Here is a 26205-nt window from a genome sequence, read left to right on the forward strand (position 1 = left end):
TGTTTGTTGTTGTACGGCTCGTGGTTGGATCTGTCGATTAGCGTTATTGAAAATGGATAATGAATGCAATCACACACATCAAAAAAGCGTTATTTGATACATCCTTCAGCACGTAAAGCGTCAAGCTCCGCGCCAGAGAGCCCTAAACTATCGAGCACTTCGTCGGTGTGCTGGGCAAAGAGCGGTGCCGGGCTGCGAATTTGCGACGGAGTCTCTGAAAACTTGCTCGGAAACCCGATGGTTTTCATTTTGCCTATCACCGGGTGCTCCATCTCCTGCACCATGCCCCGCGCTAAATAGTGCTCATCCTGCATGGCCTGAGCGAAGTCATTAATAGGTCCGGCAGGCACGCCCGCGCTGTCACACAGTACTAGCCACTCATCAACGCTTTGATTCGCCATTAGTTCTTCAAGCAGCGCCTCCAGCTCTTCAACGTGCTGACCGCGATCCTGATTGGTAATAAAGCGGGGATCCTGCATTAGCTCATCGCGCTTTAGTACTTCCTGGCAGAAGCGCTCCCAGGTGCGTTGGTTGGCGCAGCCGAGCATTAAATAACCATCGCTGGCTTTAACGGCCTGATAAGGCGCGGAAACACGATGGCGCCAGCCCGTTGGCCCAGGCACGGTGCCTTCAGAGAAATAGGCCGCAGCTTCCCAGGTAAACCAGGGCAAACCACACTCGGTGATGGCGATATCGATATGCTGGCCGGCGCCGGTTTTCATCTTGTGGATACACGCCGCCAGAATCGAGTAGACCGCCGTCAGCCCACCGCCAATATCGTAAACCGCAATACCGGTTTTCAGCGGGCGTTTGCCCTCTTCCCCGGTCATCGACATCAGGCCTGTCATCCCTTGCGCCACCAGGTCAAAGCCCCCTTTGTGGCTATAGGGCCCGGTTTGACCATAGCCTGAAATGGAGCAGTAGACGATGCCAGGATTGATTGCCTTGATGGTGTCATAGTCGATCTCAAGCGACTTGGTCACCCCAGGCCGATAGTTCTCAACGATGACATCGGCATCAGCGGCTAAGCGGTAGAAGATCTGTCGCGCCCGTTCGTCTTTAAGATTCAGCGAGATACTTTTTTTGTTGCGGTTAATCTGTGAAAAGCAGGTCGATTCGCCATTCACGTAAGGGCCCATTTGGCGGCTGTCGTCTCCGCCATTAAGCTTCTCAACTTTGATAACTTCTGCGCCCATGTCGGCCAGTACCATGGTGCAGTATGGGCCGGCCATTATTTGCGACACGTCCAGTACTTTTATGTCTTGTAGGGGAAGCATGCGCTTTCCTCCCAATTAGTAGTTTTAGGCTATGTCCGAAACTAGTGGCCAGACCACTCAAACGGCGTTTTATTGACGAACTTATCCACCGCCGCGGCAAAATCTCGACTCATATAGCAAGAGGTTACCCAGTCGTCGCTGGCATCCGCTGGAAGGCGACGCTGCTCAATCGCACGGCCAATCAGGGCCTTGCTGGCCTGAAGCGTCAGTGGCGCTCGTTTAGCAAAGGCCTCAGCCAGCTCAGCCACTTCGGCGTAAATTGCATCAGCGTCAAACAGCTGATTTATCAGGCCTGCCGCATGGGCTTCTTCAGCACCAAACAGCCGCGCCATCATCAGCGCTTCCTTGGTACGTGCAACGCCAAGCATGTCGATCATGCGTGAGACGTTGCTAATCGAGAGTGTATTGCCCAGCGTTTTGGCAATCGGCACACCAAACTTCAGCGTTGGGGTCGCATAGCGAAAGTCGCACACCAGCGCAATCGCAGCACCGCCCCCCACGCAGGCCCCTTCAATCAGCGCCAGGGTTGGCTTGGGAAAGGTTTCCAGCTTGCCCACCACGCGATCAATGCGCCGTTCATAGCCAATCGCGTCTTCAGGCTGAGCAAAACCCGAAAACTGGCTGATATCGGTTCCTGCCACAAAGGCTTCACCACCGACACCGTGCAAAACCACGGCATACACAGTGTCATCCTCTGCCAATTGATCGCAGTACTTTTCCAGGGCGTCATACATCTCCCAGGTCATGGCATTGCGGCTCTGGGGCCGGTTAAAACCAATCCAGGCCACACCGTTGCGAACCTCATAAGTGACGCTGTCGATAGACGGTATTACGTTTGTGTTGCTCATCAGCTTCTCCTTTATGGTGCGCTATACCGGAGGACATCTTCCGACGAAAAACGCACACATCTCGCATACTTAGCCATAAACAAAGTTCACTAATGCCAGCGCAAACGCGGGAATATAGGTGTTAATCATTAACACGGCGAACAGAACGGCAATAAACCACAGGTTGGTTTTAGATGTGGCCCATACATCTGACTTAGCGATTGAGCAAGACGCAATGAGTACGCTGGCCACCGGTGGCGTTTGCTGACCGATTGCCAGGTTCAGGGTCACGATCAAACCGAAGTGAAGAGGGTCAATACCTACCTCTATAACCAGCGGCAACACAATGGGGACTACCAGAATAATCGCCGCTGCTGAATGCAGAAAAATACCCAAAATCAGGAAGATGACATTGAGGAGCGCCAAAATAAGATATTTATTGTTGGTTAGCTCACTGATCTGCATGGCGATTTCTTGAGGCACTCGGGTTTCAGTAAGGTAGCCACCTACCACTGCAGAGGCAGCCACCAGCAGCATAACCACCGCTGTTTGCACACCAGCACTTTTACAAGAATCAATAAAATTCCTGAGAGTGAATTCGCGATAAACCACCGCACTGATAAAGATAGCGACGCACACGGCCAGCGCCGCACCTTCGGTCGCCGTGACGAAACCACCAAAGATCCCGCCTAGAATAATGACTGGAATCAACAGCGCCCAGATCGCCTCTTTAAAGGCTACCCAAAGCTGCGATGCCCGGAAGCGCCCCTCTGAAGGGAAGTTGTGCTTGCGTGCTAGGTAGTAGCACATCGCGGCTAAACCCATCGCACCCAACAAGCCTGGCAAAATACCAGCCACAAACATCTGTACTACCGACTCACCCGACATCACCGCATAAAGAATCATCGGTATAGAGGGCGGGAGAATGATCGCAAGACTTGCCGCAGAGGATGAGATGGAGGCCGAAAACTCTTTTGAGTAGCCTTTCTTGCGCATAGCGGGGATCAGGATACTACCGATCGCCGATACACCCGCCACTGCCGACCCAGAGATTTCAGCAAAAAATACCGATGCACCAATCGTAACCATGGCGAGGCCACCCTTGATGAACCCCACCATTGCCATGGCCAGGTCGATCAAGCGCCGCGATATACTCGAGGCGTTCATTATGGCGCCAGCTAAAATAAACAGCGGTATGGCGATGAGCGGAAAATTAGTCGCCCCTTCAAACATGGTCATGCCCACCGTAGGCATTGCCATGTTGCCGTATGTCATAAAGGTGGCAATCGTTCCGACCAGCGCTAAGGCAACAGCTACCGGTACGTTAATCAGAATAAGCAGTATCAGCGCTAGAAATATGTAGAGTATGACCATGATATTTACTTATCCTCGCTGATGCGTGCTAACGGTGGCGACTTCTTCAGCGTCGATACCGGCTTCTTCAAGCTCATGGTCAATAAAGCCCCTACCCCGGGCGCTTTTGATAACGTCAGGGAGCCGCAACAGTTCAGCAATAATGAACAGTACGGAGGCAACAGGAATCGCAGAGTGAACAAGCTGCATGGAAACCTCTGGGAGGCTGACCATGCCAACGTCTTGGAGAATCAACATGACTTGGTAGCTGGCAAGCCCCAAGAAAACGAAGAACCCGATAGTGATAGCTTCAGCTAACAGTGCGAGCGGCACCCGAATAGTGGGAGGGCACATGTTCAATACACTTGGACAAGTAATGTGTGCCCCTTTGGCGGCGGCTAAAGCCGTTCCGTAGTAGGTCACCCAGGCGAGTAAAGCGGCGGCAAGCTCGTCATACCAGCTTAACGGTGAGCCCAAGTAGCGGGTCACAAAACCAAGTGTGACGACGACGGCAAGCGCGATGACCAGAAAGACCACGATGCCTTCAAGAAACGCGAAATACGCGTTCTTGAACTTTGTAAAAGTACTCATTGAGACCTCCGAAAGTCGAGGCGCCTCGCCATACAGCGACGCACCTCTGTTAGAGCGACGCTTTGCTTACTCGCGTAGAGCAGCCACGGCGTCAATCATTTCCTGGCCACCATCCACTTCGTCAGCGAACTTGTTATAAATGGTCTCAGAGGCCTCAACAAAGGCTTCGAAGTCGACTTCATTAACTTCCATGCCTTCATCGCGCATTTTCACGAGAGTTTCATCATCCAATCGCTGACCTTCTTCTAGCACGAAGTCCTCCATTTCGACGGCGACTTCTTCAAGTACCTGCTGCACTTCCTCGGGTAGGCGATTCCAGCTAGCACCTGCGGTCAGGTATGCCGGGGTATAAACGTGGTTGGAGATGGAGAGGTAGTCCTGCACTTCATGAAAACGTGAAGAGTAGGTTTGGATAAAGGGGTTTTCCTGGCCGTCCATTGCGCCTGTTTGCAGAGCAACAAACACTTCCGACAGCGACATTGGGGAAGGTGCCGCGCCATAGCTGCGGAACATATCAATGCGCCATGTGCCACCAGGAACGCGCAGTTTTATACCGTTGAGATCCTCAGGTGTGACAATGGGGCGTACGTTGTTGGTAATCTGGCGAAAGCCGTTTTCCCACACACCAATGATCTTAAAACCACGCGCTTCCGCGGCGTCATATAGGGGGCCACGAACGATTTCTTCACGCACGCGCTTCATATGCTCACGGTTTTCGATCAAATAAGGCATCTCGAACAGCGCAAACTGATCTGACTCAGAGCTCATCACCGTTGAAGGCAGCGAGAGGTCTAGAGACCCTAAGCGTAAGCGACGCATCATCGATTCATCGCCCCCCAGTTGACTATTTCCATAGACGTTAACTTCCGCCACGCCTTCCAGGCGTTCGTTGGCCAGCTCAGCAAAGCGGTTTGCACTAATTTCGAACAGTGAACCAGGACCACCCACATGGCCTAGTCGAATTTCAGTGTTTGCATTAGCAGCGGCGGCCTGCAAACCAAACGCCACAACGGCGGTTGCGAGTACTGTTTTGAGCAATTTCATAGTGAACTCCAGGTGAAGCATTTGTTGTTGTTAGCAATGTCACCACCGTGGCTCTGGCACCCGATGGCACCTGCAAAAGGAGCCGCTTGAGCAGGCCTACTTATTATTAACGGGCGCTTACTCTAGGGTTATCCTCCACTTCAATTTGAATTCAAAATTCAAAATTAGGTATTAAACTTTCGTCTCGTCGTACAAATTACTTTTCAAGCAACTGATTATTAAAGAAGTTATTAAAATTTTGCCGTAAATAAAAAACGGGCAGTGGCTGAATAAGCCAACTGCCCGCTTTTATCGGCACTTCCTGCTCATTACCTAGCTCGGCTCAAGCCCCCAGAGCAATCCAGCCAACTCAATACCAGCAATGGCTGCCTGCTGATCTTCTTCTGACGAAGCGCCGCTAACCCCCACTGCACCAATCAAGCAGCTTTGTTCATTAAGAATGGGCACCCCGCCTGCCACTGCCACAAAATGCCCTTGGGAGGCTGCTGCAACACTGGCAACAAACGCTGTACGTTCAGCGTTACGTGCGCCAATCACCCCACTGGCAATGCCTATGCCCAGTGCGGCGTAGGCCTTACCCTGGGCAACGGGGAAACGCAACGGAGCACAGCCATCTTCGCGTTCAGCGGCAACCAAGTTCCCACCGCCGTCCAGCACAACGATCGTCAGCGGAGGCAACTCCAAATCACGTGCTTGTTGCATGGCGCCATCGATTATCTTTCTGCTCTGCTCTCTGGCGAGCTGCACGCTGCAATGAAATACTTGTCCGGCCATCGGTGTTTCCTTTGTCATTGTTGTAGGCAGTGGTTGGCAAAAGTGCCACCAAAGGAATATTGAATTCATAATTACTTTTGCAGATCATATACACAATAGCCACTATACGAATACGGCATCGTGCTCAAATCGATCCAGGCGGTCTGGGTAGCTTGGCAGTAAACCGAGCGCACCACTGACAAGGAACTAACTAATGACAAAGATACTGCAACGCAATTTGTATCGTGAAGTGGCCGATAGAATTGGCGACCTGATTGAGCACGGAGAGCTTGCCCCCGGTGAACGCATTTCTGAAAAGCAGCTGTGTGACCGCTTTGGCGTATCGCGCACCCCGCTGCGCGAAGCACTGAAAGTGCTCGCCACCGAAGGGCTAATTGAGCTGCTTCCCAATCGTGGCGCACGCGTGGTACGGCTAACCCTGAAAAACGTTAAAGATACTTATGACCTGATGGCGGCACTGGAAGGCCTGTCGGGTGAGCTTGCCTGTCAGCATATTAGCGACGCTGAAATTGCTGCCATTCGGCAACTGCACAATACGATGCTAGAGCACTACCGCAACCGCGATTTAATGCCTTATTTCCAGGTTAACCGACAAATTCACGAAAGCATTCTGGCAGCCTCCAATAACGATGTACTGCAAGAAATGTATAGCAATTTAAGCCAGCGCGTTAAGCGCGTTCGTTACTCCAAGAAAATGACCGAGCGCTACTGGAGCCAGGCGGTAAAAGACCACGAAAATATGATGGCGGCACTGGAGAAGCGCGATAGCCAATTGCTCGGCCAAATTCTCCGTGACCATCTGTGCAACAAGATTGAAGCGGCCACCTTAGCGGGCGTGATTGACACAGAAGACGATAAGAGTGTGGCCAATAGCTAAAACTACTGCCACTCTTCAAGGCGCATGGAGGAGCGTTCTAGCCGTTCATGCTCCTCTTCTAAATCGCGCAGCAGTTGGCTAATGCTGGAGAGGTGCTCTAGTGCCACCTGTTCTGCCTGCTCCGCCTCGCCGTTGACTACGGCCTCATGCAACTGCGCATGCTGCTGATTGATCATCGTCCTGGGGGCTGGCAAGTGATAAAGGTGCTTGACCGAGGCAAACACCGAGCTGAGCAGTAAATCGGTCAGGCTCTGCAGTGTATGCACCAACACCGGGTTGTGGGACGCCTGGGAGACCGCCAGGTGAAAGGCGTGATCAAGTCGCGCTAGACGCTCGACATCAATGCTTTCTGCACTTTCCGCGTAGTCGGCCATTTCGCGATAGCGTCGAGTGATCAGCACCCGATCGGCGGATGTGCCGCGGCTCGCGGCTAACCGCGCCGACTCCCCTTCCAGCAGGGCGCGCACTTCTAACAGATCAAACAGCGTGCGCGGGTGATCTTTAAACAGATGCATCAATGGGCTTTGGTTACCCACCGGCAACAGCGTCGCGACCGTCGAGCCGTGGCCCTGGCGGGTATCGATAATTCCTTTACTGCGCAGAATTCTCAACCCCTCACGCAGCGAAGCACGTGAGACGCCCAGCCGATCACACAGCCGCCTCTCAGAAGGAAGCAGTTGGCCGGGCCGAAAAACGCCATCAAGAATTAAACGCTCAAGCCGGGTAGCCACCTGATCCGGCATTCGCAGCCCGGGTGACAAGGCTTGATTCTCCTCTGGCATGTTAGCTCTCCTGATGGGCTTTATGTCCAGCTTGCCAGTACTTAACCCAGTACTAAACAAAGAAGACAACACAGTCGACTAATTACTGGTCAGACCAATGCACCACAGCCTAGACAGGCGGGTAAAAAAAGCCCAAATTGAGGCCATGTTATCTACAGACCGTTTTAGCATTTACCTTTAACGATAATAAGCATGGGATGTCTTAATGAATATCCTCTTTGATGAGCGCCTGGACGGTGCACTGGTTCGGCGCGATAAAAGCGAAGTCTTAACCGACCTGCAGCAAGCCGTTCCTGATATGACGCTGCTGCATCGCGAAGAAGACCTGCGCCCCTTTGAGTGCGATGGGCTGGCGGCCTATCGCGTGCTGCCGATGCTGGTGGCGCTGCCTGAAACCTTTGATCAGGTGAAAGAGCTGCTCAAGCGCTGCCATGCGCTTGGCGTGCCTGTGGTCACTCGCGGCGCGGGTACTGGACTTTCCGGCGGTGCACTGCCGCTGGAACAGGGCGTACTTTTAGTAATGTCGCGTTTTAACCAAATTCTCAAAGTCGACCCTGAAGCCCGCTTGGCGCGGGTTCAACCCGGCGTGCGCAATCTGGCGATTTCCGAAGCCGCTGCGCCTTATGGCCTTTACTACGCGCCGGATCCCTCCTCTCAAATTGCCTGCTCTATCGGTGGTAACGTGGCCGAAAACGCTGGCGGCGTACACTGCTTAAAATATGGCCTAACGGTGCATAACGTGATGCGCGTGGATGTGCTCACAATCGAGGGCGAGCACATGACGCTGGGCGCTGAATCTTTTGATGCGCCAGGCTTTGATCTGCTGGCATTGATGAACGGCTCTGAGGGCATGCTCGGCGTGGTCACCGAAATTACCGTCAAGCTACTGCCCAAGCCGGAAACCGCCAAAGTACTGATGGCCAGCTTCGACGATGTCGAGAAAGCCGGTCGCGCCGTCGGCGATATCATTGCCGCAGGCATTATTCCTGGTGGCCTGGAGATGATGGACAAACTCGCCATCAAAGCCGCCGAGGATTTTGTCAAAGCTGGCTACCCCCTCGATGCCGAGGCGATTCTACTCTGCGAACTGGATGGCGTTGAAGCCGACGTGGACGACGACTGCGACACCGTTCGCCGCGTACTGGAAGCCGCCGGGGCCACCAATATCCAACAGGCCCGAGATGAAGCCGAGCGCGCCAAGTTCTGGGCTGGGCGTAAGAATGCCTTCCCTGCAGTGGGCCGTATGTCACCGGATTACTACTGCATGGATGGCACCATCCCCCGCCGAGAGCTCCCCCGCGTGCTGAAAGGCATTGCCGCACTTTCAGAAGAGAGTGGCCTGGCGGTGGCCAACGTGTTCCACGCCGGCGATGGCAATATGCACCCGCTGATCCTGTTTGATGCCAATAAAGAAGGCCAGTTGGCGCTTGCCGAAGAGGTGGGCGGCAAGATTCTTGAGCTATGCGTGGCCGCGGGCGGTTCGATCACCGGCGAACATGGCGTTGGGCGCGAAAAGATCAATCAAATGTGCAGCCAATTCCAGGCGGATGAAATCAGCGTTTTTCATGCCTTGAAGGCTGCCTTTGATCCACAGCGACTGCTTAACCCCGGAAAGAATATTCCGACGCTGGCCCGCTGCGCCGAGTTTGGTGCTATGCATGTGCATAACAACGAACTACCGCATCCGGAGCTACCGCGCTTCTAGCAGCGAGACAAGCCGAAGCTAAGACAATAATTAGCCAAAACGAATAATGGAAAAGACCAATAGTGGGAAAGACCATGACCGAACGAGCGATTGCTGACCGCGATATCGCTGATGCCCTGTGTGAACAGGTACGCAGCGCCTATGACGCACGCACACCGCTTCGCATTGTAGGCGGAGATACCCGCGCCTTTTATGGCCGACCGGTGGAAGGCCAAGCACTGCAGATGGCCGAACATAGTGGCATTGTGAGCTATGACCCAGTGGAACTGGTAGTGACCGTGCGCGCTGGCACTCGGCTTAGCGACCTGCAGGAAGTACTGGCAGAGAAACACCAAATGCTGGGCTTTGAGCCGCCCATGTTTGGTGAAGCGTCTACCATTGGTGGTGCCGTGGCCACCGGCCTCTCTGGCCCACGCCGTCCCTGGGCAGGCGCAGTCCGTGACTTTGTGCTGGGCACGCGAATAATCACCCAAGAGGGTAAACTCCTCCGCTTTGGCGGCGAAGTGATGAAAAATGTCGCCGGTTACGACCTGTCGCGCCTGATGGCAGGCGCTCAGGGCACGCTCGGCGTATTGACCGACATCTCCTTTAAAGTGCTGCCTATTCCCACCGCGACTCACAGCCTGCGCTTAACCATTGGGCTGGATGAGGCGCTTAAAAAACTCGCCGAACTGGGCCGAAAACCGCTACCGATTACCGCCGCCGCTTGGCACCACGGCGGACTGTTTTTGCGCTTGGAAGGCGGCAAAAGCTCTGTGGCCGCAACCCAGGCAAGTCTAGGTGGCGAGCCACTTGATGCCAGCTTCTGGCAAGAACTACGCGACCATACTCACGCATTTTTCACCTGTAGCGCCGACCAATCGCTGTGGCGGCTGTCACTACCGCCCAACACCGCGCCGCTGGCGCTGGATATTCCCGAGGCCGATATTTTTTACGACTGGGCGGGCAGCCAGCGCTGGCTGAAAACCACCTTGGATGCCAGTACCCTGCGCGATGCCTGTAGCGCAGTAGGCGGCCACGCCACTTGCTACACACCTCAGCTCCAGGGCGGCGCCGCAGATCCATTCACACCGCTCAATGCAGTGGTCGAGAAATATCATCGCAATCTAAAGGCGGAGCTGGATGCCCATGGCATTTTTAACCCCGGTCGTCTTTATGCGGCGTTTTAATCAGGAGAGCTGACATGCAGACGCACTTTACCGATGCCGACCTTCAGAAGCCGCATATTCAAGAAGCAGATCGCATACTGCGCACCTGCGTGCACTGCGGTTTTTGTAACGCCACCTGCCCGACGTACCAGTTGTTAGGCGATGAGCGCGATGGCCCTCGTGGGCGTATCTATCTAATGAAAGAGCTGCTGGAGAGCCGCGACGATGACGATCAGGTAACCGATGAGACGCGCCTTCATCTTGATCGCTGCCTTACCTGTCTTAACTGTGAAACCACCTGCCCTTCCGGCGTGGAGTACCACAAGCTGCTCAACATTGGCCGTGCCGAAATTGAGCGGCGCGTTCCTCGCCCGGCAGGTGAGCGGGCCCAGCGCTATGCGCTGCGAAAAATGATGGTCGAGCCCAAACGTTTCCAAGCGCTGCTAAAGCTGGGGCAAACCTTTAAACCACTGGTGCCTAGCAAGCTGCGTAATAAAATGCCCGCAGCGCCGATAGATGCAGGCGCACGCCCGGATGCCAACCGCCATACCCGGCGGGTATTGATACTGGAAGGCTGCGTTCAGCCGGGGCTATCACCCAATACCAATGCTGCCACCACGCGGATTCTTGATCGGCTTGGTATAAGCGTAACGCCGGTGGCTGAAGCGGGCTGCTGTGGCGCCGTTGATTTCCACCTTAATGCCCAGGACGATGGCCGTGCACGCATGCGCGCCAATATTGATGCCTGGTGGCCGTACATTGAGCAAGGCACCGAAGCCATCGTTCAAACCGCCAGTGGCTGCGGCGCCTTTGTCAAAGAGTATGGTTACATGCTCAAGGATGACCCTGACTACGCCGTTAAAGCGCAAAAGGTGAGCACTCTAGCCAAAGATATTGTCGAAATCCTACGCGATGAGCCGCTGGACGCCTTGAACGTTAACGCATCGCAACGACTGGCGTTCCACTGCCCCTGTACGCTGCAGCATGCCCAAAAACTTAACGGTGCGGTCGAAGGCGTGCTGGGCAAGCTTGGCTTCGCGCTAACTCCGGTGCAGGATGCGCATCTTTGCTGCGGTTCGGCGGGTACCTATTCAATCACCCAACCCGAACTGGCCACCCAACTGCGCGACAATAAGCTCAATGCGCTGGAGGCCGGAGACCCAGAGATGATCGTGACGGCTAATATCGGTTGCCAAACCCACTTAGCGGGCGCCAATCGCACTCCGGTACGCCACTGGGTTGAGATCGTCGATGCAGCGCTCACTTAACGCTTCACCACTAACCCTTAACCCCAAGCCGCGCAGGTTTTAACAGCGCGGCTATTTTCACTCCTCCCTTAACAAGGATTTAAACATGCAAACAAAAGCCATTCTCGCTCAGAGCGATGTGATCAACGTACTCGACGCCGCTCAGAAAGAGGCTGACAGCAACAGCTGGCCGGTGACCATCGCAGTAACCGACGACGGCGGCCACCTGTTAGCGCTGCGGCGTTTGGATGGCGCAGCCCCTTTCAGCGCCGAAGTCGCTACGCAAAAAGCGCGCAGTGCGGCTCTAGGTCGTAAAGAGACCCAGGTGTTTGAAGAGATGATTAATGGCGGCCGCACTGCGTTCGTCACCGCACCGCTGCAAGGCCTGCTTTCAGGTGGCGTGCCGATTACTGTTGACGGTCATGTGGTAGGTGCCGTGGGCATTTCCGGCGTAAAACCCGACCAGGATGTGCAGGTTGCCAAAGCAGGCGTTGCCGCGATTGCGGGCTAACAGCTGCAACTTAATATGCCGACATACGAAAAAGCCCGGATCAATGATCCGGGCTTTTTTTGAATTCGTTCGGCCAATGCCGATATATTGCTAATAACTCAAATGACTACAAAGACAAATGCTTAATGGCGGACCGGACGAGACTCGAACTCGCGACCTCCGGCGTGACAGGCCGGCATTCTAACCGACTGAACTACCGGTCCACGTTAAAGCACTTTTAAAACAACCATCGAAGCTAACATTTATAAGCGGTTCAGAGGCGCTTCCAAAGGGTAGACGATGGTGGGTGGTACTGGGTTCGAACCAGTGACCCCCAGCTTGTAAGGCTGGTGCTCTCCCAACTGAGCTAACCACCCAATCCATTGGTAAGTAATTGCTGTGCTTACCAACTTTTTCTTACCAGCTTAGCTTAGCAGTTATCGTGGCGGACCGGACGAGACTCGAACTCGCGACCTCCGGCGTGACAGGCCGGCATTCTAACCGACTGAACTACCGGTCCGAATTGCGATAACAACTATTAGCAGACGTTGATTTGATGATGGCGGACCGGACGAGACTCGAACTCGCGACCTCCGGCGTGACAGGCCGGCATTCTAACCGACTGAACTACCGGTCCGTTATGCACATCAAATACAGGTCGTACTAGGTACTACTTTCACACTTCCAGACCATCTTTCAAAAGCTTAAGATGGTGGGTGGTACTGGGTTCGAACCAGTGACCCCCAGCTTGTAAGGCTGGTGCTCTCCCAACTGAGCTAACCACCCGCTGGTCACGTGGCGCTGCATTCTACAGAAGGCTTACCGAATGTCAACATGCCGCGTTTAAAAATCGTATTCTAAACCAGCGCGTTACTCTCTTACGTAAGGCCTGTGCCATGAGCGCGGACGAAGGATGCCGCAACTTGGGTAGCCTCGTCAATCAAAACCGTTTGGGTCAGGCCAGAAAATCGCCGCGGCTTAAAGTCATGGTCGCCATCCGTCAGCCAAGCAAGCTGCGCGTTTGGCGGCAGTGTATAGCCGGCTACCTCGTCTCGAGTACCGAAAGGATCACGCTCACCCTGTAAAATCAGCATGGGGCAGGCAATCTTGGGCCAGTGATCCAAACGAAGCTTGTCAGGCGCTTTAGTAGGATGAAATGGGTAACCTGCTATCACTACACCCGGCGCAGTGCCCTTGCATGGCTGTTCACTGGCAAATAGGGTCGCCACTCGGCCGCCCATCGATTTGCCTCCAATCCATAGCGGTTCGTCAAATAGGTCAGCAAGTAGCGCATACCATTGGGCAAACTGATCAAGGGTCTGGGCGATAGGCGGCGGCGGTCGACGTTTGCCGGTTTCCTGCATCTGCTGCATATAGGGGAAATCAATACATAAAACCTGAACACCCTGAGCCGCCAGCGAGGTGACAAATTGACGCATGAAGGGTGACTGCTGACCAGCCCCTGCGCCATGGGCAAACAGCAACCGACCTAGCTTGGCGTGACCATGAACAGTTAACGGCCCCATGCCCTGCACCAGAAAGGCGCCATTTGGCTGGCGCTTAAGCGCCTCTTTTAACCCCTTGGGAGGCACCTCGATATACCCAGACAAAACGTAATGTGACACCTATCGCTCCTGATAATTCAGTCTTTAACCAATTGGTGTGTTCAGGTTAAGCCCTGGCTGCGCTAGAATCTTGGTCGGATCTTGACCTGCATCATCAAGCGGGTGGTCGCACCCGTGCAAAATGCCACGGGTTACCCCCTAACCGCGTTCGATGGGAACATGACATGAGCACAGCATTTGAACACCCGACCTACAACTACAAGGTGGTTCGGCAGTTCGCGATTATGACCGTTGTGTGGGGCATTGTGGGAATGACAGTGGGTGTCATCCTCGCCTCGCAACTGGTTTGGCCGCAACTGAACCTTGGCCTACCTTGGACTAGCTTTGGGCGCCTGCGTCCGTTACACACTAACGCCGTAATTTTCGCCTTTGGCGGTTCGGCGCTCTTTGCCACGTCGTACTACGTTGTCCAGCGTACCTGTCAGACACGGCTTTTCTCTGACAAGTTAGCGGCCTTTACCTTTTGGGGCTGGCAAGCGGTCATTATCTCAGCGGTAGTGTCCCTGCCCATGGGCTACACCACGACCAAGGAGTACGCTGAGCTTGAGTGGCCGATCAATATTTTGATCGCGGTCGTATGGATCAGCTACGCCATTGTGTTCCTAATGACGATCAAAAAACGCACCACGTCGCACATTTATGTAGCGAACTGGTTCTTCGCGGCGTTTATTTTGACCGTTGCGGTGCTGCATATCGTCAACAACGCGGCCATCCCAGTGACCCCCATGTACTCCACCTCGATCTATGCCGGAGCAGTGGACGCGATGGTGCAGTGGTGGTATGGACACAACGCGGTAGGCTTCTTCCTAACTGCAGGCTTCCTGGGCATGATGTACTACTTCGTGCCGAAGCAGGCTGAGCGTCCGATCTACTCCTACCGTCTTTCAATCGTCCACTTCTGGGCATTGATCATGATCTACATGTGGGCAGGCCCTCACCACCTGCACTACACAGCGCTGCCGAACTGGGCACAGTCGCTGGGTATGGTTATGTCGATCATCCTGCTGGCTCCCTCCTGGGGTGGCATGATCAACGGCATGATGACCCTGTCAGGAGCTTGGCATAAGCTGCGCACGGACCCCACGCTACGCTTCTTGGTGGTTGCTCTGTCGTTCTACGGCATGTCTACCTTTGAAGGCCCTATGATGGCGATTAAGACCGTCAACGCGCTTTCGCACTACACTGACTGGACCATTGGTCACGTTCACTCTGGTGCGCTCGGTTGGGTAGCGATGATCACCATCGGCTCGATGTATCACCTGATTCCGCGCGTCTTTGGTCGCACTGAAATGTACTCGATCAACCTGATCGCCGTGCACTTCTGGCTGGCCACGATCGGAACCGTGCTATACATCGCCTCCATGTGGGTTAACGGTATTCTGCAAGGCTTGATGTGGCGTGCGATCAACCCTGACGGCACCTTGATGTACACCTTTGTTGAAGCCGTTGAAGCCAGCGCACCGGGCTACTTTGTTCGCTTAATCGGCGGCCTCTTCTGGGTCACCGGCATGCTGATCATGGCGTTCAACGTTTACATGACCGTTAAGCGTCGTGAGGCCATCAGCCATTCAGCGCCACAAGCTGCTTAAACCGGGGAAGTTGAGACCAATGAAACACGAGATTGTCGAAAAGAACGTTGGCCTGCTTGCCGTGTTGATCCTTGTCGTGATCAGTTTCGGCGGCTTGGCGGAGGTGGTTCCACTGTTTTTCCAGAAGCAGACCACCGAGCCGGTTGAAGGCCTGGAGCCGCTGTCAGCCCTGGAGCTGGAAGGCCGTGACATCTATCGCCGCGAAGGTTGCGTGGGCTGTCACTCGCAAATGGTGCGCCCGTTCCGTGCGGAAACCGAGCGCTATGGCCACTACAATGTGGCGGGCGAGCAGGTATATGAGCACAACTTCCTATGGGGCTCCAAGCGCACCGGTCCAGACCTGGCGCGTGTTGGCGGCCGCTATAGCGATGACTGGCACCGTGCTCACCTCTACAACCCCCGGGATGTAGTCCCTGAATCGGTAATGCCGGCTTACCCCTGGCTGTTTGAAAACACCCTCGATGGTGATGCCACTCCCCAAAAGATGCGTACGCTGCGTCAACTGGGCGTGCCCTATACCGACGAAGATATCGCCAACGCTACTGACGACGTACGCGGCACCCAGGAAATCACGGCCCTGGTCGCGTACTTACAGCAGCTCGGAACCGTACTCGAGGGCACTCGCTAAGTTATGGATACGGGAACTTTTCGCGGTCTCATCACGCTGATCTTGATTTTCGCGTTTATCGGTATTGCCCTCTGGGCGTACTCCAAGCGACGCAAGCCAGATTTCGACGAAGCGGCTAATTTGCCCTTTGCAGACGACGATGAGCAACCGACCAGTGACAAGCACGCTTCGCGTGAACGCGACAGCGAAGCGCATTCCCGCGACGACAGGGGAGATAAGAATATATGAGTAATCTATGGGGTGACTCCCTATCCGGCTTCTGGAGCGCCTGGATCATTATCATTACGCTGGGCACGATTGCGCTGAGCGTATGGATACTGCTGGCCAACCGTCGTACCGATAAAACGCCTGACGCGGACGGTAACGTTGAAACCACCGGCCACGCCGCCGATGGCATCGAAGAGTATGACAACCCGCTGCCAAAGTGGTGGTTCCAGCTTTTCGTCATAACAGTAATTTTTGCACTGGTCTATTTGGTACTCTATCCCGGCCTGGGCAACTACGCAGGTATCTTTGGTTGGTCGCAAGAGGGTCAATGGGAAGAGGAAGTGGCTCAAGCCGAAGAGCGCTTCACACCTATTTTTGCCCAGTACCAGGAAGTACCCATTCCTGAGCTTGCCGAAGATCCGGAGGCGATGCAGGTTGCCGAGCGTGTTTACCAGAACAACTGTGCGGTGTGTCACGGCTCCAACGCTCAGGGCGGTTATGGCTTTCCCAACCTGACCGACGACGATTGGCTATACGGCGGTGAGCCAGAAAATATTTTGACCACTCTCAATAATGGCCGTAACGGCCTAATGCCCTCCTGGCAGCAACTGGGTCAGGAGAATATTGAGAACCTGACGCAATACGTACTTTCGCTGTCTAATGAAGAACATGACGAGGCGCAGGCTGAACAGGGCGAAAGCACCTTTATGGCGGTGTGTGCTGCCTGCCACGGCCCCAGCGGCACGGGTAACACGGCTCTCGGCGCACCCAACCTGACCGATAACACTTGGCTTTATTTGGCACCCGGCCAGGAAGTCGGGGACTCTATCCGTCAAACGCTGCGTAACGGCCGTAACGGTCATATGCCTGCGCAAGCGGCCTATATTGGTGAAGAGCGTGTTCATCTGGTTGCCGCCTATGTGTATAGCCTGCGCTTAGCGGACTGATTGACCGCTGACAGATAGCAGTTACCGTCAGCAACGCTAGCCAAGCAAGGGTGCGGCCCCAAACCGCACCCTTTCTTTATACCCAACCCGATACAATATTAACGAAACACCTAGACCGCGACTAAGCATCATATTTAACAAAGCACTTCCTTTAATTGAGCATTTCGTCTAGTTGAAGAAAGGTGCCACCTCTCCTGCCTTCTGAGCCGGGAATATCGCCATGGAAAAGATACCAAGCCAAGACGTCACGCCGAATCCGGTGGGACATCACGTTCCCTCTGAAACGGTTACCCAAGAAATGTACGCCAAGCGGCGACACATTTACGTGCGCGAAATTAAAGGCGTTTTCCAAAAGCTACGGCGCAGTGCCAACTGGGCGTTAATGCTGGCATTTTTTCTTTTACCGTGGATTAACATCGGTGGTCGGCCGTTAATTCTATTCGACCTGCCTAACCGTGAATTCCATATTTTTAGCGCCACCTTTTACCCGCAGGAGTTCATCCTGCTGTCATGGCTGCTGATTATCTGCGCCTTTGGGCTATTTTTTATTACCGTTTTTGCGGGTCGGGTCTGGTGTGGCTACACCTGTCCGCAAAGCGTTTGGACATTTCTATTCATTTGGCTTGAACACCGTATCGAGGGCTCGCGCAATCGGCGCATCAAACTCGATAACCAACCGATGACCGCCGACAAAGCTTGGCGCAAGGGGGCTAAACACACGGCCTGGCTGCTCATTGCCCTCGCCACCGGCATTACCTTTGTGGGTTACTTCACGCCGATTCGTGATTTAGTGACAGAGCTCCCCACCCTTGAAGCTCACGGCTGGTCCTACTTCTGGGTTGGTTTTTTCCTGGTATTTACTTACCTCAACGCGGGCTGGCTGCGCGAACAGGTGTGCATCTACATGTGCCCCTATGCGCGTTTCCAATCGGTCATGTTTGACCGCGACACATTGATCGTCTCCTACGATGAATCACGTGGCGAACCCCGTGGTCATCGCAAAAAAAACCTAAGCCATTTAGAAGCCCGCGAGGCAGGCTATGGCGACTGTATCGATTGTGACCTTTGCGTGCAGGTCTGTCCTACCGGCATCGATATCCGCGATGGACTGCAGTACGAGTGTATTACCTGCGCCGCCTGTATCGATGCCTGCGATAGCGTGATGGATAAAATGGGCTACCCGCGGGGCTTGGTGCGCTACACCACCGAAAATGCCCTGAAGGGCAAAAAGAGCCATATCATGCGCCCACGCCTGCTCGGTTATTTCGCCGCCCTGGTGCTGATGGTGGGCACCTTTGCCTGGGCCATTAACGACCGTATGCCGCTCAATTTTGATGCTGAGCGCGAGCGCACCCAGCTCTACCAAATGACCCGCGACGGTCAGATTAGCAATGTATTTAGCCTGACCATTCGCAACCTGGATGATCAAGACCACACCTACCAGCTAAGCGTTGCTGGATTGCCCAGCCTCACTCTAGACAGCAGTACTATTAGCGTACCCGCGGGGGAGTCGCGCTTCGAAGCCGTCACCGTGACCGCCGATCCCGACGATTTACAGCAACCCAGCCACCCCATTGTATTCACGCTGCAGGCTCAACAGGATGCGGATATTCGTATCGAGCGCGAAACCAGCTTCCTGGGCAATATTAGGAGATAAGCAACTATGTCATCCCTACCCTCTGGCGATAAGGTGACGCCTTGGTATAAGCAGTTTTGGCCGTGGTTTTTAATCGGCATTCTGCTCTCATCCATTATGTTTAGTATTACCTTTGCCGTTATGTCGGTTAAAAGCTTCGATGGCATGGTTGTTCAGGAGGATTATTACAAGCATGGCAAAGCCATCAATATGGTGCTTGCCAAGCAAGACCGTGCCAGAGAGTTAAACCTAAGCGCAGATTTACGCCTTGATCCGCTTACCAGCGATATCGTGATTGATTTAAGCGGCGATGCGCGTCCCGACAAACTCTATTTGGATTTTATCTTCCCTACCGAAGATGATCGTGATCAATCCTTCGTACTTGAGCATGTCCGTGACGGCCGCTATATCACACAAGGCCCTGACAACCTGCGTTACCGCTGGTATCTGCAGATTCAGCCCGCGCTGGAAAATGCCGATTGGCGCCTTACCGGTGAAGCCACATTCCCCGATGAAGACAGCGTCACACTACTGCCGGGAGGACGCAAAGCAAGCGAATGAGCAACGCCGCGCCCTGCTATCACTGTGGTAACCCGGCGCCTGCTGGGGCTCCCTGGTCGATTACCCTTGATGATCATGCCCATCCGCTCTGCTGCCCTGGCTGCGAAGCGGTGGCCCATGCCATCGTGGATGGGGGCCTTGAAAGCTACTACCGCTACCGTACCGAACTGCCCGAACGCCCTGATGAACATCAGGCTGCCAAAGCCGATACCTGGTCGGTGTTTGACGACCCCGGACTTCAGGCACAGTTTGTTCACCCCGACGGCGATGAGGGCAACGTCAAAGCGACCCTCGCCATCGAAGGCATTACCTGTGCTGCCTGCGCCTGGCTGATCGAGCACCGCCTGAATGCCTTAACGGGAATTGCCACCAGCGCAGTGAACTTAACTCACCACCGCCTGCGGGTGAGCTGGGATCCTCAGCAGCTGGAGCTTTCGCAACTGCTGGCCGAACTGGCCGCGATTGGCTACGAGGCCCAGCCCTACGAGCCAGACCAGGCCCAGGCGCGCCTGCAGCATGAAGAGCGCATGAACGTACGTCGGCTGATTATTGCCGCCGTCGGCATGATGCAGGTGATGATGTTCTCGATCCCGATCTATGTCTCCGGCCCCGGTGAAATCAGCGAAGACTTCTACGCACTGTTCCACTGGCTCTCCTTTGCCCTGGCCACGCCAGTGGTGTTTTTCTCCGCCCAGCCGTTTTTCCGCAACGCCCTGCGCGACTTGCGCACCGGCGTACTGGGCATGGATGTGCCGGTGTCAATGGCAATCGGCGGGGCGTATCTTGCCAGCAGCTATGCGGTGCTGTTTGACGTGGGCGAGGTCTATTTTGACTCAGTGACCATGTTCACCTTCTTTTTGCTGTTTGGCCGCTACGTGGAGAGTCGCGCCAGGCGCCGCAGCGGGCATAGCGGCAATGCGCTGAGCGGCGTGCTGCCGATTTCGGCCACACGGCTGGAAAGTGACGGCAGCGAGCGCATTCTGCCCGCCAGCGAACTCACTCCCGGCGATCGCGTATTGATCAAGCCCGGCCATGGCGTGCCTGCCGATGGCATCATCGAGGAGGGTGAATCGAGCCTGGACGAATCAATGCTGACCGGCGAATACCTACCAGTCACCCGCCGAGTGGGCGACCGCATTACCGGCGGTAGCCAAAACATGGAAAACCCGCTGGTGATAAGGGTTACCCACGCAGGGCGCGATGCCCGTGTAGCGGGTATCGTCGATCTTACCGACCGTGCCTTTGCCAGCCGCCCACGGCTGGCCCAGATGGCTGCGCGCATGGCGCACCTATTCGTGCTGCGCCTGCTGGTAGTAACGGCTTGCGTGACCCTCGCCTGGTGGTTTATCGACCCTTCACGGATGCTCTGGGTACTACTTTCGGTGCTAGTGGTGACCTGCCCCTGTGCCTTGGCGCTGGCCACTCCCGCGGCACTGGCAGCTGGCCATGGCCAACTGCGAAAGCGCGGTGTCTTGATCACCCGCGCCGATGCCATGGAGACGCTCTCTAACGTTACCCGGGTGATTTTTGATAAAACCGGCACCCTGACCCGCGGCGAAATGCACCTTACCCAAACCCAGCCCTTTGGTGAATTAACCGCCGAGCATGCACGGGCCATTGCCGCCGCCCTTGAGGCCCACTCGGAACACCCGATCGCCCGCGCCTTTAGGCCGTTCCGGGATGCGACCCTGCAAGCCAAAGATATTCACAGCCACACCGGGCAAGGGCTCGAAGGGAGCCTAAACGGCGCTCGTTGGCGGTTGGGCAAGCCCAGGTTTGCAATGGATAGCGCAATAGATGGCGCCGTGGATGACGTCATAGCGGCGCCTGCCAAAGGCCAGTGGCTGCTGCTTAGCGAAAACGGTGCGCCCCGCGCCTGGTTTGGCCTGCACGACGGCGTCCGCGATGATGCTGCGGCAACGATCAAAGCCCTCCAGGCCCTGGGGTTAAGCGTTGAACTGCTCTCTGGCGATACCCAGGATGCCGTGGAAAGCTTGGCCAACCAACTTGATATTACCACCTGGCATGCGGGCACCAGCCCGGAAGGCAAGCTAGCCCGGATGAAAGAGCTCCAAGCCGCAGGCGAAACCGTGGTGATGATTGGTGACGGCATTAACGACGTGCCGGTGTTAGCCGGTGCCGATGTGGCGATTGCCATGAATGGCGCAACGGATCTAGCCCGCACCCGCGCCGACGCAGTGCTGCTCAGCCCACGTCTGATGCGGATTTTTGAGGCCATCGAGATTTCCCGCGCCACCCGGCGTATCATGCGCCAGAACATGATTTGGTCAGTGTGCTACAACTTTTCGGCGCTGCCGCTGGCGGCAATGGGTCTGGTGCCGCCCTGGCTAGCTGCAATTGGAATGTCGCTTAGCTCGCTAGTAGTGGTGGGTAATGCCCTGCGACTGTCGCGCTGGCGACCTCAGCCCGCGCCAACGCTCGACACCTCAACACCGGTGGCCGCATGACGATTCTTTATCTGCTGATCCCGCTTTCCCTGATTTTGCTGGGCCTCGCCGTCTGGGCGTTTTTCTGGGCGGTGAAAAATGATCAGTTCGATGACCTAGAAGGCCCAGCGCACCGCATTCTATTTGATGAGGATGAAAACGATCTTAGCCCTGAGCAGCGCCGCCAGCATCAGCAGGCAAAGCAAAAATCTTCCGAACCATCAGCGGCAGACACACCCGACGACCAAGAGCCTCGGCCATGAATCCAACGGGGCTTGATCTGCCGCCGCTAATGGCGGCGTTTGTGTTTGGCTTGATGGGCGGCGCCCACTGCATTGGTATGTGTGGCGGCATTATGAGCGCGCTCACCTTTGCAGTCCCCCCCAGCATGCGTCATCCGGCGCGCATGGGAGGCCTGCTGCTCAGCTACAACACAGGCCGCATTGTTAGCTATATGAGCGCAGGCGCGCTGGTGGCACTGCTAGGCACGCTGTTTTCCCTTTCTGCTACGGCACGCCTGCTACTCCAGGTATTTGCCGCACTGATGCTGATCTTAATGGCACTGTATATCGCCAACTGGTGGAAAGGGCTGCTCAAAGTGGAGGCCGTTGGCCGGCGACTATGGCGCTTTATCGAACCCGTGGGGCGTCGCTTGATGCCCGTAGTGCATATTCCCCAAGCCTTCGCCCTGGGAGCGCTCTGGGGCTGGCTCCCCTGCGGGTTGGTCTACTCCATGTTGGCCTGGAGCTTAGCGATTGCCGACCCGCTTCAGGGCGCTCTACTCATGGGCGCCTTTGGGCTTGGCACCCTACCTGCGCTGCTTGCCACTGGCCTGGCTGCCCGCCAGCTCAGCCATTTGATACGTCACCCCGCGACCCGCAGCGTGGCAGCGCTGACAATTATCGCTTTTGCACTGTGGCAACTGTGGACGCTTTCGGTACACAACCTCTAATAGCATGACGTGGCTCAACATTTACCTCCTAACCACGGGTTAGGCTAGCGGCATTTCCTAACGTCGGAGCGCCCCTTCATGCCCGTTCATACCCCTGCTGCCTTACCTCTTGCACCCGCTGCTGCCGCAGCCCCTATGCAGCCGGTGTGGGACGAAGCGTTACTGCGTCGCTACGACACCAACGGCCCACGCTACACCTCCTACCCCACGGCGCTGTCGTTTCACGACCAATTTACCCCTGGCGACCTGACCCAGGCATTGGAGCGTAGCAATGCCAGTAAGCGTCCGCTCTCTCTGTACGTTCATGTGCCCTTCTGCCGCAAGATCTGCTTCTACTGCGCGTGTAATAAAATCGCTACCAAAAACACTGCCCTTGCCGAGCCCTATATAGCCCGGCTTGACCGTGAAATGGTGCTGACCGCACGCCACTTGGATACATCACGACCGGTGGAGCAGTTGCATTGGGGCGGCGGCACGCCGACATTTCTCAGTTTGAACCAGATGGGCGACCTGATTGATCGACTGGATGCACGTTTTGGTCTTTCATCGTCTGCTGATCGCGATTACGCAATTGAAATAGATCCTCGCGAAGCGGATGTGTTTACGCTGCGCCATCTCGAATCCCTCGGCTTTAATCGCATCAGCCTGGGCGTGCAGGATTTAAGCCCGCTGGTGCAGAAAGCGATTAACCGTATTCAGCCTCGGGTACTTACCGAAACGCTGATGGAGGAGGCGCATCGCCTGGGCTTTCGCTCGCTCAATCTCGACCTAATTTATGGCTTGCCATTTCAGACTGAAAAGAGCTTTGCCAACACCCTACGCCAGGTGATCGAGCTCAACCCGGCGCGCCTTTCTGTGTTTAATTACGCGCATATGCCCGAGCGTTTTGCCCCGCAGCGGCGCATTAATGTCGATGACTTGCCAGGCGGAGAAGAGAAGCTAGCGATTCTGCGCACCACCATCGAAATGCTCACCGCAGCTGGCTATGTGCATATCGGTATGGATCACTTTGCCCGCCCTGACGATAGCCTGGCTATTGCCCAGCGCGAAGGCTCGCTGCAGCGCAACTTCCAGGGCTACTCCAGCCATGCTCAGTGCGACTTAATCGGGCTTGGCGTATCGGCGATTTCCCGTATTGATGACGTCTATGCGCAGAATCCTAGCGATCTGGCCCGCTACGAAGCGGCGCTGGATCAGGGGCAGCTTGCCACCGTGCGTGGCATACGCTTAAGTGATGACGACCTGATCCGCCGGGATGTGATTGAGCGGCTGATGTGCGATATGGGCATTGATCTGACCGCCGTTAGCCAGCGCTGGAACATTGATGCCCCCCGCTACTTTGCGCCTGCGCTTGAGCGCCTGCAAAGCGCCGAGCAAGATGGCCTGCTGGCACGCAGCGGCGACCAGCTTAACGCAACGCCAATGGGTCGACTGCTGATTCGCCATATAGCAATGGCGTTTGATACCCATCTTTCCGGGCAAACGGGACAACAGTATTCTAAGATTGTTTAATCACCTTATTGCAGGCATGCTAAAGCGACTATAATAAGTAAGGATTTTCTAATTGATAAGCGGGACCCTCTCAAGGAGCAAAGCATGTTGGAACCCATGAGCCGTCGGCGCTCGCTACTCCATGAAGCTCGCTGCCAAACCTGCAGTTTGAGCTCACTGTGCCTGCCACTTGCCCTTGAGCTGGACGACGTGGGGCAGTTTGACGCCATTATTCGTCGTCGCGCGCCGCTGAAAAAAGGCGAACCGCTGTTTCGTCAGGGCGACACCTTTACCAGCGTTTACGCAGTCCGTTCGGGCAGTTTGAAACAGATCACCGCCGAAGGTAACGGCAGCGAGCAGTTGACCAATTTCTACCTGCCCAGTGAATTGGTGGGGTTGGATGGCATTGACGAAGAGCATTACCCCGGTAGCGTTATCGCCCTGGAAACGACCACCGTCTGCGAGATTCCTTTTGACCGCCTGGACTTACTCTCGGAGGAGCTGCCCGAACTGCGTGGCCAGCTTTATCGCAGCATGAGCAAAGAGTTGCGCGATGACCGGCGTATGATGCGGCTACTTTCGCGTAAAACCGCCGATCAGCGGCTGGCAAGTTTTTTGATTACCCTCTCAGATCGTTTTCGTCGCCGGGGCTACTCGCCTTACAGCTTTCGCCTCTCAATGCCCAGGGCTGATATCGGCAACTACCTGGGCTTAGCGGTGGAAACGGTCAGCCGCATACTAAGCCGCTTTCAGCAGCAGAGTGTGGTGGCGGTCTCAGGGCGAGAGGTCAACATTCTCGATATGCCGCGCTTGATTACCCTCGCCGAAGAGGAAGAGCAAACAGTTAGCTGACGTTAAAGGCTTGGATACGCCCCGCCAGTAGCTCTGCTTGCTTGGCCTCAAGGCCTTCAAAATCGAACAGGCTGCGGTCGGCCAACTGGGAAGGGGCAATGTTGGTGACGGCCTTGAACATGCTCTCCAGACGGCCAGGAAACTTTTTGTCCCACTCGGCAAGCATCTCTTTGACCACCTGACGCTGCATATTAGGCTGTGAACCGCACAGGTTGCAGGGAATAATCGGAAACGCCATCAGCCGCGAAAACTCGGCGATATCCGCCTCTTTGCAGTAGGCCAACGGCCGAATAACGATATTCTTCCCATCATCGGATAGCAGCTTTGGCGGCATCGCTTTCAGGTTGCCGCCAAAGAACATATTGAGAAACAGCGTTTCGAGAATATCTTCCCGGTGATGGCCCAGGGCTATCTTATTGGCGCCAATCTCTTCGGCAAAGCCATACAACGAGCCGCGCCGCAGCCGTGAACAAAGCGCGCAGGTGGTTTTACCTTCCGGGGTTTTCTCTTTTACCACCGAGTAAGTATCGCGCTCGACAATGTGGTACTCCACGCCCTGCTTATCCAGATACGCAGGCAATACGTGCTCGGGAAAACCCGGCTGTTTTTGATCCAGATTGACCGCTACCAGCGAAAAATTGACCGGCGCATTGCGCTGCAAATTGCGCAAAATCTCCAGCATCGTGTAGCTGTCCTTTCCACCGGAGAGGCAGACCATTACGCGATCACCTTCATTGATCATTTGGTAATCAATGATCGCATTGCCCACTTCTCGGCGCAGACGCTTTTGCAGCTTGTTAAATTCACGCTTCTGCTTCGCATCAGCCAGCTCAGGCTGGTCGTGCTCAGCGTTAGCTGGGGTGGCTCCAACCGTATCAAGGTGAGCAGGATCAAAGTGATCAAGAGTTTGCATGGTATAAGCACTGCCGAGGGTAGAAGGCGTGAGAGAAAAAAGTAATAACTATTCTAACAACACTCACCGCCTGACCCAACTAATCAGACGTAGCCACACAAGATATCGCAATTGGAAGTGACTATTTTGACCGCTGCACCATACCTCGGTGCGAGGGCAGCTTGGAGCGAGGGTCTTTTGTCATGGATGACAAAAGTAGCGCCCAGGGAGGGGTTCACAGCGCCCTCGCGGAAAGCTGTCCT

The 26205-nt window shown here is 55.2% G+C and carries 25 protein-coding genes and 5 tRNA genes; 16 read left to right on the plus strand and 14 right to left on the minus strand.

Annotated features, from left to right (window positions below):
• Positions 1–89: 89 nt before the first annotated feature.
• The 6 genes from RO22_RS16795 to RO22_RS16820 all read right to left on the minus strand — a co-directional run bounded on the left by RO22_RS16795 (position 90) and on the right by RO22_RS16820 (position 5866).
• Entirely contained in the window at positions 90–1277 is a 1188-nt protein-coding gene (locus RO22_RS16795; RefSeq protein ID WP_027958125.1) for a CaiB/BaiF CoA transferase family protein, read from the minus strand.
• A gap of 41 nt (positions 1278–1318) precedes the next feature.
• Entirely contained in the window at positions 1319–2125 is an 807-nt protein-coding gene (locus RO22_RS16800) for an enoyl-CoA hydratase/isomerase family protein (protein ID WP_041158884.1), read from the minus strand.
• Between the two features lie 69 nt (positions 2126–2194).
• Entirely contained in the window at positions 2195–3478 is a 1284-nt protein-coding gene (locus RO22_RS16805) for a TRAP transporter large permease (RefSeq protein WP_027958127.1), read from the minus strand.
• A 9-nt stretch (positions 3479–3487) separates the two neighbouring features.
• Complete coding sequence (locus RO22_RS16810) at positions 3488–4048, minus strand: TRAP transporter small permease (RefSeq protein WP_027958128.1); 561 nt, start codon at positions 4046–4048, stop codon at positions 3488–3490.
• 66 nt (positions 4049–4114) lie between these two features.
• Positions 4115–5092 carry a TRAP transporter substrate-binding protein gene (locus RO22_RS16815; RefSeq protein ID WP_027958129.1) on the minus strand — a complete coding sequence of 326 codons (978 nt, stop codon included), beginning with the start codon at positions 5090–5092 and terminating at the stop codon, positions 4115–4117.
• 312 nt (positions 5093–5404) lie between these two features.
• On the minus strand, positions 5405–5866 hold the full coding sequence (locus RO22_RS16820; protein WP_027958130.1) for a GlcG/HbpS family heme-binding protein: 462 nt from the start codon (positions 5864–5866) through the stop codon (positions 5405–5407).
• A gap of 193 nt (positions 5867–6059) precedes the next feature.
• On the opposite strand from RO22_RS16820, the gene RO22_RS16825 reads away from it, so the two are divergent.
• The gene (locus RO22_RS16825; protein ID WP_027958131.1) at positions 6060–6743 is read left to right on the plus strand and encodes a GntR family transcriptional regulator; all 684 of its coding nucleotides are present in this window, start codon (positions 6060–6062) and stop codon (positions 6741–6743) included.
• A 2-nt stretch (positions 6744–6745) separates the two neighbouring features.
• On the opposite strand, the gene glcC is transcribed toward RO22_RS16825, so the two are convergent.
• Entirely contained in the window at positions 6746–7525 is a 780-nt protein-coding gene (gene glcC, locus RO22_RS16830) for a transcriptional regulator GlcC (protein WP_035537821.1), read from the minus strand.
• Between the two features lie 205 nt (positions 7526–7730).
• Between glcC and glcD the strand changes: the two genes are divergently transcribed.
• The 4 genes from glcD (at position 7731) to RO22_RS16850 (ending at position 12136) form a co-directional block, all read left to right on the plus strand.
• Positions 7731–9230, plus strand: coding sequence for a glycolate oxidase subunit GlcD (gene glcD / locus RO22_RS16835; protein ID WP_027958133.1), 1500 nt, complete (start codon positions 7731–7733; stop codon positions 9228–9230).
• A gap of 74 nt (positions 9231–9304) precedes the next feature.
• Complete coding sequence (gene glcE / locus RO22_RS16840; RefSeq protein ID WP_041158885.1) at positions 9305–10399, plus strand: glycolate oxidase subunit GlcE; 1095 nt, start codon at positions 9305–9307, stop codon at positions 10397–10399.
• A gap of 14 nt (positions 10400–10413) precedes the next feature.
• Positions 10414–11646 (plus strand): glycolate oxidase subunit GlcF, encoded by a 1233-nt coding sequence (gene glcF, locus RO22_RS16845; RefSeq protein ID WP_041158886.1) that lies wholly within the window; start codon positions 10414–10416, stop codon positions 11644–11646.
• 85 nt (positions 11647–11731) lie between these two features.
• Entirely contained in the window at positions 11732–12136 is a 405-nt protein-coding gene (locus RO22_RS16850) for a heme-binding protein (RefSeq protein WP_041158887.1), read from the plus strand.
• 126 nt (positions 12137–12262) lie between these two features.
• On the opposite strand, the gene RO22_RS16855 is transcribed toward RO22_RS16850, so the two are convergent.
• The 6 genes from RO22_RS16855 to RO22_RS16880 form a co-directional block, all read right to left on the minus strand.
• Positions 12263–12339: transfer RNA gene (locus RO22_RS16855), tRNA-Asp, on the minus strand.
• Between the two features lie 77 nt (positions 12340–12416).
• Positions 12417–12492 (minus strand) — tRNA-Val (locus RO22_RS16860).
• A gap of 66 nt (positions 12493–12558) precedes the next feature.
• Positions 12559–12635, minus strand: a tRNA-Asp gene (locus tag RO22_RS16865).
• Between the two features lie 40 nt (positions 12636–12675).
• Positions 12676–12752: transfer RNA gene (locus RO22_RS16870), tRNA-Asp, on the minus strand.
• 73 nt (positions 12753–12825) lie between these two features.
• Positions 12826–12901: transfer RNA gene (locus RO22_RS16875), tRNA-Val, on the minus strand.
• A gap of 92 nt (positions 12902–12993) precedes the next feature.
• Complete coding sequence (locus RO22_RS16880; protein WP_022522230.1) at positions 12994–13740, minus strand: alpha/beta fold hydrolase; 747 nt, start codon at positions 13738–13740, stop codon at positions 12994–12996.
• Positions 13741–13904: 164 nt separating this feature from the next.
• Between RO22_RS16880 and ccoN the strand changes: the two genes are divergently transcribed.
• The 11 genes from ccoN (at position 13905) to fnr (ending at position 25050) form a co-directional block, all read left to right on the plus strand.
• Entirely contained in the window at positions 13905–15329 is a 1425-nt protein-coding gene (gene ccoN / locus RO22_RS16885; protein ID WP_022522229.1) for a cytochrome-c oxidase, cbb3-type subunit I, read from the plus strand.
• A gap of 19 nt (positions 15330–15348) precedes the next feature.
• Positions 15349–15957 (plus strand): cytochrome-c oxidase, cbb3-type subunit II, encoded by a 609-nt coding sequence (ccoO, locus tag RO22_RS16890; RefSeq protein ID WP_022522228.1) that lies wholly within the window; start codon positions 15349–15351, stop codon positions 15955–15957.
• Between the two features lie 3 nt (positions 15958–15960).
• Positions 15961–16185: a CcoQ/FixQ family Cbb3-type cytochrome c oxidase assembly chaperone gene (locus RO22_RS16895; protein WP_022522227.1), complete on the plus strand. Its 225-nt coding sequence runs from the start codon at positions 15961–15963 to the stop codon at positions 16183–16185.
• Entirely contained in the window at positions 16182–17111 is a 930-nt protein-coding gene (gene ccoP / locus RO22_RS16900) for a cytochrome-c oxidase, cbb3-type subunit III (RefSeq protein ID WP_041158888.1), read from the plus strand. Before RO22_RS16895 ends, ccoP begins: the two co-directional genes overlap by 4 nt.
• Positions 17112–17331: 220 nt before the next feature.
• Entirely contained in the window at positions 17332–18768 is a 1437-nt protein-coding gene (gene ccoG, locus RO22_RS16905; protein ID WP_041158889.1) for a cytochrome c oxidase accessory protein CcoG, read from the plus strand.
• Positions 18769–18774: 6 nt separating this feature from the next.
• Positions 18775–19308, plus strand: a complete 534-nt coding sequence (locus tag RO22_RS16910) for a FixH family protein (protein ID WP_009287410.1) — start codon at positions 18775–18777, stop codon at positions 19306–19308.
• A complete protein-coding gene (locus RO22_RS16915) occupies positions 19305–21776 on the plus strand; it encodes a heavy metal translocating P-type ATPase (protein WP_041158890.1) in 2472 nt (823 codons plus the stop codon). Before RO22_RS16910 ends, RO22_RS16915 begins: the two co-directional genes overlap by 4 nt.
• On the plus strand, positions 21773–22018 hold the full coding sequence (gene ccoS, locus RO22_RS16920; RefSeq protein ID WP_022522224.1) for a cbb3-type cytochrome oxidase assembly protein CcoS: 246 nt from the start codon (positions 21773–21775) through the stop codon (positions 22016–22018). The genes RO22_RS16915 and ccoS overlap by 4 nt, the downstream gene beginning before the upstream one ends.
• Complete coding sequence (locus tag RO22_RS16925; RefSeq protein WP_022522223.1) at positions 22015–22707, plus strand: sulfite exporter TauE/SafE family protein; 693 nt, start codon at positions 22015–22017, stop codon at positions 22705–22707. The genes ccoS and RO22_RS16925 overlap by 4 nt, the downstream gene beginning before the upstream one ends.
• A 78-nt stretch (positions 22708–22785) precedes the next feature.
• A complete protein-coding gene (hemN, locus tag RO22_RS16930; protein ID WP_041158891.1) occupies positions 22786–24219 on the plus strand; it encodes an oxygen-independent coproporphyrinogen III oxidase in 1434 nt (477 codons plus the stop codon).
• Positions 24220–24303: 84 nt separating this feature from the next.
• Positions 24304–25050, plus strand: coding sequence for a fumarate/nitrate reduction transcriptional regulator Fnr (gene fnr, locus RO22_RS16935; protein WP_022522221.1), 747 nt, complete (start codon positions 24304–24306; stop codon positions 25048–25050).
• Here fnr and ttcA read toward each other — a convergent pair.
• Positions 25043–25963: a tRNA 2-thiocytidine(32) synthetase TtcA gene (gene ttcA / locus RO22_RS16940; protein WP_041158892.1), complete on the minus strand. Its 921-nt coding sequence runs from the start codon at positions 25961–25963 to the stop codon at positions 25043–25045. The two genes, fnr and ttcA, sit on opposite strands and share 8 nt — an antisense overlap.
• Positions 25964–26205: the final 242 nt, after the last annotated feature.

Origin of the sequence: Halomonas sp. KHS3 (genome assembly GCF_000830495.1) — a bacterium.
GTDB lineage: Bacteria > Pseudomonadota > Gammaproteobacteria > Pseudomonadales > Halomonadaceae > Vreelandella > Vreelandella titanicae.